The organism is Ruegeria sp. SATB027, from assembly GCF_059613825.1.
Map to the genome: position 1 here is coordinate 1 of NZ_JBXWTH010000025.1, position 13041 is coordinate 13041.

Annotated in this window: 10 protein-coding genes and 1 tRNA gene; 4 read left to right on the forward strand and 7 right to left on the reverse strand. The window is 57.6% G+C overall.

Annotated features, from left to right (window positions below; translation table 11 throughout):
* The coding region (locus AC2FPW_RS04485) for a PLP-dependent aminotransferase family protein (RefSeq protein WP_496812689.1) at positions 1-549 on the forward strand (549 nt) is incomplete at its 5' end.
* 115 nt (positions 550-664) lie between these two features.
* Here AC2FPW_RS04485 and AC2FPW_RS04490 read toward each other — a convergent pair.
* On the reverse strand, positions 665-1039 hold the full coding sequence (locus AC2FPW_RS04490; RefSeq protein ID WP_496812690.1) for a hypothetical protein: 375 nt from the start codon (positions 1037-1039) through the stop codon (positions 665-667).
* Between the two features lie 91 nt (positions 1040-1130).
* On the opposite strand from AC2FPW_RS04490, the gene AC2FPW_RS04495 reads away from it, so the two are divergent.
* Entirely contained in the window at positions 1131-1889 is a 759-nt protein-coding gene (locus AC2FPW_RS04495; protein WP_496812691.1) for an alpha/beta fold hydrolase, read from the forward strand.
* On the opposite strand, the gene AC2FPW_RS04500 is transcribed toward AC2FPW_RS04495, so the two are convergent.
* The 5 genes from AC2FPW_RS04500 to AC2FPW_RS04520 form a co-directional block, all read right to left on the reverse strand.
* Complete coding sequence (locus AC2FPW_RS04500; RefSeq protein ID WP_267368020.1) at positions 1890-2075, reverse strand: hypothetical protein; 186 nt, start codon at positions 2073-2075, stop codon at positions 1890-1892.
* A gap of 271 nt (positions 2076-2346) precedes the next feature.
* Complete coding sequence (locus AC2FPW_RS04505; RefSeq protein WP_480484913.1) at positions 2347-3699, reverse strand: HlyD family type I secretion periplasmic adaptor subunit; 1353 nt, start codon at positions 3697-3699, stop codon at positions 2347-2349.
* A 2-nt stretch (positions 3700-3701) separates the two neighbouring features.
* Positions 3702-5924, reverse strand: a complete 2223-nt coding sequence (locus AC2FPW_RS04510) for a type I secretion system permease/ATPase (RefSeq protein ID WP_496812692.1) — start codon at positions 5922-5924, stop codon at positions 3702-3704.
* Between the two features lie 39 nt (positions 5925-5963).
* A complete protein-coding gene (locus tag AC2FPW_RS04515; RefSeq protein ID WP_496812693.1) occupies positions 5964-7904 on the reverse strand; it encodes a type I secretion protein in 1941 nt (646 codons plus the stop codon).
* Between the two features lie 130 nt (positions 7905-8034).
* Positions 8035-10341: a hypothetical protein gene (locus AC2FPW_RS04520; RefSeq protein WP_496812694.1), complete on the reverse strand. Its 2307-nt coding sequence runs from the start codon at positions 10339-10341 to the stop codon at positions 8035-8037.
* Between the two features lie 606 nt (positions 10342-10947).
* Between AC2FPW_RS04520 and AC2FPW_RS04525 the strand changes: the two genes are divergently transcribed.
* Both AC2FPW_RS04525 and AC2FPW_RS04530 read left to right on the forward strand, forming a co-directional pair.
* Complete coding sequence (locus AC2FPW_RS04525; RefSeq protein ID WP_496812695.1) at positions 10948-11700, forward strand: helix-turn-helix transcriptional regulator; 753 nt, start codon at positions 10948-10950, stop codon at positions 11698-11700.
* Positions 11693-12190: a hypothetical protein gene (locus AC2FPW_RS04530; protein ID WP_496812696.1), complete on the forward strand. Its 498-nt coding sequence runs from the start codon at positions 11693-11695 to the stop codon at positions 12188-12190. The genes AC2FPW_RS04525 and AC2FPW_RS04530 overlap by 8 nt, the downstream gene beginning before the upstream one ends.
* 106 nt (positions 12191-12296) lie before the next feature.
* Here the strand turns inward: AC2FPW_RS04530 and AC2FPW_RS04535 are convergent.
* Positions 12297-12382 (reverse strand) — tRNA-Leu (locus AC2FPW_RS04535).
* Positions 12383-13041 lie beyond the last annotated feature (659 nt).

A 13041-nucleotide genomic window follows, 5' to 3' on the forward strand; every position in this document is an offset into this window, starting at 1 on the left:
AATGATGAAGATATCGCTAAGAAAGTGAATTCGGCGATCTTCCCCGGCATTCAGGGCGGCCCGCTGATGCATGTGATTGCGGCCAAGGCCGTGGCCTTTGGCGAGGCGCTGCGCCCCGAGTTCAAAAGCTATATCCAGCAGGTCGTGACCAATGCGCAGGCGCTCAGCGATCAGCTGATCAAGGGCGGGCTCGACACCGTGACCCACGGCACAGACACCCATGTGGTTCTGGTCGACCTGCGCCCCAAGGGCGTCAAGGGCAACGCCACCGAAAAGGCCCTGGGCCGGGCGCATATCACCTGCAACAAGAACGGCGTGCCGTTTGACCCGGAAAAGCCGACCATCACGTCGGGCATCCGCCTCGGCAGCCCCGCCGGCACCACCCGCGGCTTTGGCGAGGCCGAGTTCCGCCAGATCGCCGACTGGATCATCGAAGTGGTCGACGGCCTGGCCGCCAACGGCGAAGACGGCAACGCCGAAGTCGAAGCCCGCGTCCGCGCCCAGGTCGCAGACCTCTGCAGCCGCTTCCCCATATACCCGAACCTGTAAACGTTTAAAAAGAAAAGAAAACGGCGCTCTTGAGGCGCCGTTTTTTTTGTTGTTTGAGCAGTCGCTTCGATAGAGGGGGATCTGGCCACGCGTCAGCTTGGCAGCCGTCTGAAAGTCAAATCAAATCGCGCCACCACAGAAAAACAAGCAACAGCGCTGTCAGAGCCAACAGATTGAAAGCCAGCCCCCCCATCAATCCAAGGAACCAGCCCCACCTGCGATCCGCAAGATTGATGCTTCCCAGATGATCCTGCACTACGTCCGACGCCCTGACGAGCTTGGGAGTATCCAGAATCAACCGCATCTTCGGGTGCGACGCCATCGCCTCGGACCGGGCAAGCACCATGGCCTGCCGGTACACCCGGCGCGGCAGGCGTCGTTTTGCCTTGCGAATGGATGCCTCAAGCGTCTTGTCACGCACGCCAAGCTTGGCACGCAGCAAGGCCACCGTCTCGGCGATCCGGGTCTGAATGTCTGGGTCCTGAGGCATGGGCTCTCTCCTGCCGCCGCAATCTAGCCTGCACCACAAAGACCTACAATGGGGCTGGTGATCCGCTGTAGGCGCTTGTATCACGCAAGCTATGCTGAACACGATTGTACATGGCGAACCGACCGCCCGCCCACCGCTGGTAATAGCACACGGCCTTTACGGATCTGCTCGGAATTGGGGCGTCATTGCCAAAAGGCTTTCAGACGAACGGCAGGTTGTGGCGGTGGACATGCGCAACCATGCTTACAGCATGTGGGACCCGAACCATGATTATCCCCATCTGGCACAGGATATCGCCGAAGTCATAGAACAGATCGGCGGCGTGGCGGATGTTCTTGGACATTCCATGGGCGGAAAGGCTGCCATGACCCTGGCCCTGCGGCACAATGGGTTGGTGAACAAGCTGGTGGTCGCCGACATCGCGCCGGTTCAATACGCGCACAGCCAAATCCAGTTCATCGAAGCCATGCGGTCTATTGATTTTTCGCGCATCACCCGCCGGTCGGATGCGGAAATGCAGCTGGCCGATCAAGGCGTTGAGAAAGCGTTGCAAAGCTTTTTCACCCAATCGCTGGATATCAAGGGAAAACGGTGGCTGCTTAATCTGGATGTTCTTGCAGCCGAGATGCCAAAGATCATGGGCTTCCCCAAATTGGACGCCACATGGAATGGCCCCGCCCTGTTCCTGTCGGGCGCGGCATCGGATTATGTCCTGCCGGAACACCGCCCTGAAATCCGCTCGCTGTTTTCCGGCGCGCGTTTTGCCAAAATACCCGGAGCCGGGCATTGGCTGCACGCCGAAAAACCACGTGAGTTCGAAGCAGCGGTTCGGACGTTCCTGAACGCCTGATCAGGTGCCCCGGTACAAGCGCCGGGCCACCATCCACGATGCCGGAGCAGCGATCACCGCCCCGGCAACTGCTGCGCCGACAATTGCGCTGACGGAAACCAATCCCGCAGACAGCACAGCGATTACGGCAGAACCTGAAATGGCAGTGGCGATCAGTGAATACAGCATGGCGGCAAGGCGAAACATGGTCGGGTGTTCCTTATGATGACTTCCGGCCAAACATGTCTCGATTCGAATGTGTTTTGCATTGATTTGCATCAGATGCGGAGATCTGACGCTTCATGAACCTGTGATTTCGCAACCACCGTTGAGCCGATCCGCCAACCCGCCAAGGATGTGGAGCGTGTGAAAACCCAAGTCTTGCACCGTCAAAGGCACGCGCGTTCTCCTACACGCAACTCGCAAATGGGTAATAGGCGAATCGATGTAGGTAGAACAACGGCCTTAGGCACCTAGGTTATTGCTCGCGAAACGCACGCGACATGCTGTCCGACACAGGTTTGGCGATATAAGCCGCAAAAGTTCGTTCCTCGGTTTGGATCATAATTTCCGCAGGCATGCCGGGGGTCGGAACAAAGCCGCTGACCCGGTGCAGCTCGTCTGGGGTAAGTGAGATACGCGCCAGATAAACCTCTTTTGGAACGCCTGCCGCCTCTTCAAGCAGCGCGTCGGCAGAGACATAAAAGACTTCTCCGTACAAAACCGGCGTTGTACGCTGATTGAGCGCGATCAGTCGCACCGAGGCGGTCTGCCCGGTTACCACACTATCAATCTCGGTGCGTGGGATTTGCGCCTCAATAATCAACGGCGCATCGGCAGGCAGGATTTCGGCAATGGGTTCGCCCGTTTCGATCACACCACCCGGAGTATGATAATGCAGGCGAACCACTGTCCCGGTCACCGGAGCCCGTACCACGGCCCGGTCCAGGACATTACGGGCCTGACGGGATTTTTCGCGCACGCTTTCCAGATCGGCCTCGACCACGCCCAATTCATCCAGTGCAGCCTCGCGATAGGCGGATCGGGTGCGCGTAATCTGTTCCTGGTATTTCAGAAGCATCTGATTGATTTCAGCGGCCTCCGCCTGCAACCGGGCCTGCTGCCCCTCGGCTTCGGCCTGCACTCGCCGGATCGTGTTCAATTCGCCCTTTCGAACCAGCCCTTTCTGGAAAAGCTGGTTTTTGGACTCGTACTCTTCCTGCAAGATCTCGGCACGTGTGACCATGCTGTCCAATTGGGCCTCAAAGCCACTTGCCCGGATCTTCAAAGCCTCCATATTGCGTTCCAAAAGTGCCACATCATTCAGCAAGGTCTTGCGCGACACATCAAAGCTGAGCATTTGACCGTCGAGAATGGCCATGACTTCCACGTCTTTGGAGGCCTCGACCAGATCTGGCGTAAAGACCAGACGATCCCGTTCCCCATATTCCGCCAGCAACCGCTCGGTCATCGCCTGCAAGCGCAATTTGCGGATGAACAGCTCGCGCTCATTGGCCTGGGCCGAGGTCTGATCCAGCGTCATCAGCACCTGACCTGCCTGAACCGATTGCCCTTCGGTGACCTTGATGTCTTCGATGATCCCGCCCTCAAGGTGCTGGACAATCTTGTTGCGTCCGGTGGCGACAAAGCTGCCCTGCGCGATGACCGCCGCCGCCAGCGGGGCGCTGAAGGACCACACTCCGAAACCGCCAAAACAGACGACCAGCATGATTATACCGATGACAATGAAGCGGTTGATCGAGCGCGGAACTTCCGCATACCAGACGTCAGGTTCACCGGCAGAGTGCCTTACGGGTACGAGGTCATTCATGGTCAGCCTCCCTGTTGCCCTTCAATTCCGGTCCGTTTGCGCGGCCCGTTGATCTGCTGAAGAACCTGCTCGCGCTGACCGAACAGCGCGACGCGCCCATCGGTCAGCAACATGATCTTGTCGACCACGTTCAGCAGCGTCGGTTTCTGCGTGATGACGACCACGGTAATCTTGCTTTCGCGCGCCTGTTCAATGGCACGCGCCAAGGCTTTATCCCCGGCAACGTCAAGGTTCGAGTTCGGCTCGTCCAGCACCACCATTCGTGGGTTCCCAAAAAACGCCCGCGCCAGCGCAATGCGTTGTTTCTGTCCGCCCGATAAAGGCGATCCATCGGAGGCCACCACAGTCTCATATCCCTGCGGCAGGGTTGCGATCATGTTGTGTACATCGGCCAGAACAGCGGCGTCGTGGATCTGTTCGTCCGTGGCATCAGCCCGCATCCGGCCGATATTGTCCTTGATGGTACCGGGGAACAGCTGCACATCCTGCGGCAGATAACCTATGCTTTCTCCAAACTGGCGCGGGTCCCAGTTGCGGATATCCATCAGGTCCAGCCGCACACTTCCCGACGTGGGCAGAACGGACCCGACAAGGGTTTTGCCCAAGGTAGTTTTGCCCGCACCTGAATTGCCGATAATGGCCAATGTTTCACCGGGGGTGAGTGAGAAGGTAATCCCGTTCAGAACCACACGTTTGGTTCCACCGGGGACATAGAGCAACCGCTCAACATCCAGCCGGCCTTCGGGGCGCGGCAGGCGCAACTTCTCGTGTTGCAGGGCCGAGGTTGACAGCAGCGCCTTGATCCGCCCGTAGGCCGCGCGCGTCAGCAGGTAACTGTTCCACCCTTCAATCGAACCTTCGATGGGCGCAAAGGCGCGCCCGGCAATGATTGAGGCCGCGATCACCATTCCGCCGGTAATCTCTCCCTGCAGTGCCAGAAATGCGCCCCAACCCAGAATGCCAATCTGAGTCAGCAGACGAACAGCGCGCGAGATCGCCGCGAAGATCACGTTTCGGTCCTGCGCGCGCACCTGCCAGGTCAGGGACTGGGCCGTGTCCCGCCCCCAGATCCGCACCGCCTCGGGGATCATGGCCAAGGCGTTGATGATCTGGCTGTTGCGCGACATGGAATCCAGATGCAGGTTCGCCATGGATTGTGCCCTGTTTGCCTCGGCAAACGGTTTGGCTGTCATTTTCTGGTTGATCAGCGCAATCGTCATCAGGATCAGCGCTGTCACCACGACGATCATGCCCAGTTGCGGGTGCACGAGAAAGATCATCAGAATGAACAGTGGCGCGAATGGCACATCCAAAAACGAGATCAGCGTGCCGGAAACCAGAAAACCGCGCAGTTGCTGCAAATCGCCAAGCGTCTGATATTCGCGCCCGTTTCCATGCAACGACGCGTGCGCAGCCGCACTAAGCACCGGGGCACCCAAACGAACGGCAACCTCGACACCGGTTCGCATCAGCGTAAACCGCCGCACCGCATCAAAGGCTGACTGAAAAATCACGGCCCCGGCGACGATCGCCGTCAACATGATCAGCGTATCCAAAGATCGGCTGGTCAGAACCCTGTCACTGATCTGAAACAGGTAGATCGGAATCGACAGGATCAGAATATTGGTCGCGCAGGTCAGCACCAGAACAAATGCAAGGTTACGCCGGATCGCCCGGATCGAATCCCGCAATGTGCGCTGGAAATCCTCGGGCGGGGTGCGCTTGTGAAAGGTTTGGGGTGGCCCGTTCCCGTCACCGCCGCCGGAGTTTGTCCGCAACAGTGGCTGGTTTGCCTTGGCCTCGATCGTCGCGCCCATGTGATCCGCGCCGGACGCGCGCGCAGAGGGGGTCTTGCGCGCTGTCGTTTCGTCCGCGGTTGCATGATCCGGGCCGTCAGCATCAGCCACCCCGTCACCACCGCCCGCAATGTCCTTGTCTTGCACGGGCTGCGGCGGCGCACGCCAATGGGGAGGTTCAGCGCGCGGTTGTTCACATGAGTGTTTCTGGTCTTTGGCCGGTTTCAACGCATCGTTTTCAACCGGCCGGTTTTGACCTGGTTCAGGCACTCGGAACTCCTGCGTCAGATGCAGTCGGGTGGTGGCACCTGTGGCCCGTTTTGCAGGATCTGTCCCAGGTTCGGGATCCTGACGCTTCAGACCCAACCCGCCTTGCCTGTCCAGCGGGCTGGATAAAGGGTGGCGGCGCGACGAAAAAACAAACGACATGTAGAAACCTTCTGGTCACTCGGTAAAAATCTTGGGGGATCAGGCCAGCATGGTTTGCAGGCCGTCGTCAGGTGTTGTTGCATCAAGAGCTGGGGTATTCAGTGCCAGGGCCGCATCCGGTTGCGCGACGGTCATGTCACCCATGATGGCTGCAATTGCCTCATTGGTCATCGCGGTAATCTCGTCGTTGTCCGGCATGTCGATCAGGCTGGCCTGGTGCAGCAGCAGATCGGAATACGACCCGTCAGCTGCCATGACCGTCGAGTCCACACCCATCTTGGTCAGATGCGCGGTGTTCAGCATGGCGTTGCTGCCCGCGACTACATCGGCCCCGGCAGCATTTGGGCCGGACAGGTCTATATCATCCTGATCCAGCATCATCGTGGCCTGATTGACGATGTTCACCTGTATAAGATCGCCGTCGATCTTAAGGACGCGCAACTGCTCCATCCCGGCGAACATCGGATCATTCAGAAGCGCGTCTTCCAACGCGTCCATGTCCATTTCCGGTATGGCAAGCGCGTCCGCCATATTCTGTTGCATATCCTGGTGAATGTCCTTGCCGATCGTTTTGACCGACGCGTCGTTCATGAGCAGGTTTTCATCACCGTCTATCACCGACGCGGGCACTCCGCCGCTGATGATGTCGTCATCCATAAGGGCCATGGATTGAACCAGCACATCGACTGAAATCATGTTTCCGCCGATCATGATCAAATCGTAATAGCTGCCCAACTGCACGATGTCGGCGACATTGTACATTTCGTTGTCGCCCAGCACGTAAAGCGTGGATGTGGCTGAAATTTCGGTCTGAATGTGATCGATATCGGTGGCATCAATACTTTGGTTGATGAAATTCGCGACCACCAGATCGCCGTGAACCCAGTCGACAACAACATAAGCGGGCTGGCCGCTTGTTCCGTCGTCATCGTCCAGCCAGGCGGCCTCTTTGCCTTCGACTTCGATCACCGAAGACTGAACCAGGTTGGTACCGCTTCCGGCATTCATGGCACCTACGTCCCAGTCGGAAACAAGCGCGACCTGACTGATGACCGTCAGATTGATGGCCTGCCCGCCTACAACAATGTACGGAGCATCCACCCAACCAATAGTCGCAGACACTGCATTGATCGCCAGATTACCACCGGTCACCACCAGATGCCCGTCGTCAAAATCGGAATCCTTGGACTGGTCCCATTCGGCGGGCCACGGCGTGTCCGCTTCATCACCAGTCGCTTCATCCGGCTGATGGAAAGCAGGCAACAGGTCGGTCCATTCAGGTGCTTCGGCCATGTGCTCGCCATTGACAATCACGCCCAAGGCATCATCGCCATGGAACTGATACACGGTGACTCCATCCACATCCCCGTTCATCGGGTTCAACATCTGTTCGGCCAGTGCCTCGACCATCTCGATTGACTGGTAGTCCGCGAGTGAAAATGACGGGCTTGCCACGGCATGAAGTGACAACGCCATGTCCAGCATCTGCTCACCTTTTGCGATCAGCGCATCCGTGTCGCGAAATTCACCCTCGCCCACCGTGTCGTTGTCGCGCAGGAAAACCTTCTGCATGGTGTAACTTACCGCCGACCCCAACGGCACGTTGTCCGGCTGCAGAATGACAAGTGTAGGAACGGATGAAGGTCCAATCGAGTCGTCCGGGACAAAACGCTCGGAAACCGGCCCATCTCCACCAAGGATAATCACCGATTCATGTACAGGCCCCTTCGGCGCATCTGGTAGCGGCAGGTCAGGTTGAGGTGGGGCAAAATTGTATGGGAGGAGTTTGTACTCGCCCACCGGGATATCAAGATCGGCCCTGATATGGATCGCAGCAGGATCGTCCAGCCCGTCAATTTCGGCTTTTCGCCTCAGGGCAGTGAATTCATCATACTGGTCCCGCAGCCGGGCCTGTTCGATCGTAAGTTCAAATGTTCCAACAAAATGCGCTATCGTTTCCGTAATTGCGTCAAGGGCCATGTCGGTCATCCTTTTTCACCCGCACCGGCCAGAATTTCCGCTTTGGGTTCAGTTGGGCCGGGGCCACTGCACGCGGCCCCGGCATTTTCGAAAACAGCGAGGCCCGATAATGCGGGCCCCGCCTTTTGACTTATGCGTCGTTGTCGTCGCTTGCGTACGACGAAGTCATCGAACCACCGACCATGGTCGTATCGACCGAGTTGCCAAGCACGTTGGCCCCCATGACAATCGACTGGTTAAAGGCCGAGGTGTCGACAACAGCCGCTGCCGAGGCATAGGACTCGCCGGTCACGATGCCATCGCCACCGTTATTCGAGCCCCAGTTGCCAGCGTTGCCGCCTGCACCACCGTCACCCGAATACGCACCAGCCGCGCTGCCGCCCGTGATGGTTCCACCCATGGTGTCACCGGACATGGCTGTGCCGGTCGAGTATCCGCTGGCTCCGCCATTTGCGGCGGACGCGCCACCGGCACCACCGGCACCCGAGTTGGCCGCACCGGTCGCATCGCCGGAACCGGTCGATGTGGCATCGTTATCGGACATGCCCGACCCGCCATATCCGGCGATAGCTTCGGCCAGGCTGTCGGCGGCGCCGTTTGTATCGGCATCACCGAATACATCCGCTGCTCCGCCATCACCGGCGGTATTGGCCGCATCAGCAGACCCGGCACCGTTGCCCGAAGACGTGGATGTGGGCGTCGTTGTGCCGCCTGCTCCGCCGTCACCGTCTGCTGCAGACGTACCAGAGCCCGCTGCGTCCGCTGTGCCGTTGGCCGAATTGGATCCGCCATCACCACCGCTGCCATCCGTGTTCTGCGAATTGCTGGACGCACCGTTCACGTCACCCGGGCTTTGGTTGATATCAGGCCCGCTTGCGGACTGGTCGCCAACACCCTGCGCATCCGAATCCGCGTCGGCGGTTCCACCGGAACCATCGCCGCCCGAACCGTCACCGCCTGAGCCGTCGCCACCAGTGCCATCGCCGCCCGAACCGTCGCCACCGCTTCCGTCACCGCCGGTTCCGTCACCGCCTTCACCCGCTTCGGCATCAACCATGCCAAGCTCTTCCTGCAGGGCCATGATTGCAGCTTCGACCATAGCGGCAAATCCGCCTTCGCCGTCACCGCCGGTACCGTCACCGCCAGTGCCGTCGCCACCGGATCCTTCACCACCGGTTCCTTCGCCGCCCGAGCCTTCACCGCCGGTACCAGGTCCGCCAGTTCCGTCAGCCGAGCTGTCCGCACCACTGTCAGCGCTGCCTTCTGCTGCGTTGCTGCCCGCAGTTGCATCATTGGCTTCGGTTGTGCTCTCACTGGAATTCGAAGACGAACCGTCTGTCGAAGCGCTGCCGTCACCGCCGTCGGAACCTTCGGCGTCTACGTCATTGCCGGCCAGACCAAAGCCCGTGCCGCTCGAGTCGGAATCGCTGTCGCCGCCATCGGCGCTACCCGAGGCATTCGAGCCGGACAGACCAAGGCCCAGTCCCAGACCAAACGAATCTGCGCTTCCGCCGTTACCGCCGGTTCCGTCACCATCAACGCTTGTGCTGCCGTCGTTGTCAGCAGAAGACGAACTGTCAGCGTCGCCGCCGTCGCCGCCGGTGCTGTCACCGTCAGCCCCTGCGCCGGACAGGCCAACACCAATGCTGGCGTTATTTGCGTCACCGGTATCACCACCTGCGCCGCCACTCGAGTCCGCGTCGGCACTGCCGGTATCGCCACCGGCACCAAACGCATGGCTGCCCAGCGTGGTCGAGTCTGCCGAACCACCATAGCTGGTACCACCGTCGCCCGAATCTCCACCGCTGGACTTGACGCCGATACCTTCTTCAGCGTTGGCGGTGCCGCCATAGGCGCTACCATTCTGATAGAAACCGGAATTGTTCGAAACTGACGCCGATTCCAGCGTGTCGTCATCGCTCAGACTGGCGACCTGACTGTTGACGGACGCCATTGCGGTTCCGGCACCATCCATTGAGATATCGACATTCATGTCATCGCCGGGATCATAGTTTAGATCACGGCCTGCGGTGATTACGTCGCCAACCGACGCGTTATCTCCGAAGTCCAGATCAACCTGATCATCATCGCGCGGAATCCACTCTCCGCCACCAAAGTCGATATTGATCGCGTTGCTGTTTGAATTGTCGTTGGTGTTATCTCCGGCATTGAGCGTCTGGTCCTGATCCTGACCTTGGTCCTGATCCTGGCCCTGATCTTGGCCCTGATCCTGGCCTTGTTCCTGACCCTGATCCTGGCCTTGATTTTGGTCCTGGCCCTGATCGTTGGAGTTTTCGACAGTCTGGTCCTGCTGCTGCTGTTGTGCAGTCAGATCAGCTTCGACAAACGCCTCATCAATCGGGATTTCAACATTTACCGGAGCTTCCAGATTCTCGACATTAATTTCGTCGACGGTCGTTACGTTTGTATTATTCACATTACGTCTCATGACAAATTCCTATTTCTGGAACGCCAGACCGCCATTCATCTAAAAAGCGGCATCAGGCGAGATTGAAACAAAAATATCCGCGCAGCGCATGAACGCGCTGAAAGCGGTCTGTGGAAGTTTCTAAATGGCCACCTCCTTTCCCGGCTAAGCCGAAAGCGCGGCGGATCATGAAGGCTGCTGAAATACGCAATGACCGGCGCGACAGGGACAGGCGCTTCGACAATTGAAGCCCGGCCATGTTCGCAGCGACGCACGCCCACGCCTAGCTAGTCGAAAGTTTTGAGGTGGTTACAGTGTTGTTTTTATTACTTACTTTTAGAACACACCTGAGTTTGCGCTCGCCTGCCCCGCATGACCCACCTACAAAAAATCGCAACAAAATAATTCAATTGTTTCCGCTGGTTGCACAAATATCCAAGCGGAAACCTAACCGAAAGTTCTATGGCACGGGCTCTGGAAGAACTCCTCCCGGTTGTGGAAAACCATGCTTTCGAGTATAATAAAAGTTAATTACCTATTTGATTAGTTAACTATTTTAGACCGCCAGAACTCAAAAAAGAGATTTTTGGTTGACCCTGTTTGCGAGGGAATGTGATGAGTGTGTCATTGATAGAAGAAACTGCCAATCAGGATCTTTATTCAGAAGATTTTTCGGTTGTCTTTATTGGAAAAGAATTATTCTACTCCAATCAGACCCTAAGAAGCGTTCAAACTGAATTTGGGGTTCGTGCCCGGCGGTTCGAAACCCTCGAAGCGATGAACGGCCACACACCCGGCTGCAGCAAGATTATTGTTGTTGACCAGATGATGCTTGAAGACCTGTTGGCGCGCCCAATGGCCTATACCAAAAGTACCGGGTCCGGCTGTCTCGCATTTGCCTATCGCAAAGAAGAATCGGCCCGGCATATGTTTGAATCCTGGGATCGCGCGCAGTTCGGCGAAATTGGGTTTCTACCCATGAATGTGGCGCCCGATGCCTGGCGCGCCATCCTCAGGCTGCTGATGCATGAAGAACTGTACCTCCCCAGCTTCCTTGCCGATTGCGCCACATTCCCAAGCCAGCGCACGCGGGACATCCCAGCCCGTCCAGTGACAAATGTCCCAAATGGTGTCGACCAGCAATCGCGGTATCTGAAGCTGACGCGTCGCGAGAAGCAGGTCCTGCAACTGGTCTCGCAGGGCAAAAGCAACAAGTTGATCGCGGCCAAGCTGGGAATTACGGAACACACAGTCAAACTGCATATGCACAACGTGGTTGGTAAGATCGGCGTCAGCAACCGCACCGCTGCCGCGCATTTCTACTACGAGGTTGCGCCACACGAGGCGCAGCACTCCGCCCTTGACTGACACGTTTGAAGCCCGGTTCGATCGCCTGATCCTTCTGGTTGGCAGGCTGAACTATATGTGGACCAACACCGAAAGCCTGCTGATCCACCTGATCGCTGGCCTTTCCGGAACGTCGAAAGACGTGGCCGTCATTATCTTCCTGACCCTGAACACAACCCGCGCGCGTATTGATCTGGTCGAACGGCTTGCCAAGATGGAGGGAAGGCCCGCGCAGGTTCGCGACCCGATCCTTGACCACACGCAACGGCTCAGCAAGCTTTCGGGCATCCGAAACAAGTATAACCACTGCATCTATTCATTCGATCAGGAGAGCGGAAACCCGAAAACGATCCTGATGCGGATTGCTGACCGCAAGACCGACATAAAACTGGGTCGCGCGGATACGGTAGATGATGATGCGCTTCGCGAAATCGAAGCGGTCGTCAATCAGCTTTCCGCCGCGAACCAGGACATCTGGAGGCTGATCCGGGAATTAGGGTATCCGGTATAGTCCTGGTCATGAATATGACGCCATGACGACGTAGGCTGCGTTTCACTGCATTTGCGATACCGATGACGCGCAAACCGGGCGGCGGAATGCAGCTTTCGAAAGTGCCTGGTGCGGGCGGTGGGACTCGAACCCACACGGGCATACGCCCTTCAGATTTTAAGTCTGATATGTCTACCATTCCATCACGCCCGCACGGCGCGGCCCTTTCGGACTGTGCAACGTCCTTACAAGCACAACGAGATGATAACAATGTGCTTTGACTCGCAGGATTGGGAAAAAAAGACGGCAGCGCTGGTGAAACTCAATTGCACCCAACGGTACCTCCATTGTCTCACTTGGCTTTGGTGCGGTCCGACATATCCACAGGTCCGATGCATCGGATCGACTGAAGGTACTTCTCCAAAGAGCAGGTGCTGTCAGCACCGAACCGTTTTCCGTTCTATCCCAAAAAAGATTTCGTCAGGGCGCTGGCCGAAAAAAACTCCCGGCATCATCACAATATAATCCTCTGGTTATCAAGAACTCGAGCTGAGTCTGCCATCAATTTGCATGGCCGATTGGAGCGACAGTATGGTCCGCAGAGTATGATTATGTCTATCGCCAGGGCTCGCAGGCGCTGCGAAAGTCTGATCTAACGGGCGGAACCCAGCGGAGTTTTGGCATGGCCAATGTCCGGAAAGGGCCTGTGCAAACGCTTCGACTTATTTTGAACGCCTTGGCACAGCGTTACCGCCCTTATTTGCCGCAGCGCGTGCACGGTTTTTTTTGCTGTTGGGGCTCTGTTGCACAAATCGGATTTTGAGCGCAGTTCCCCTTTCCCCGGACGGACTTATCCTACGGGCTCTGTGACA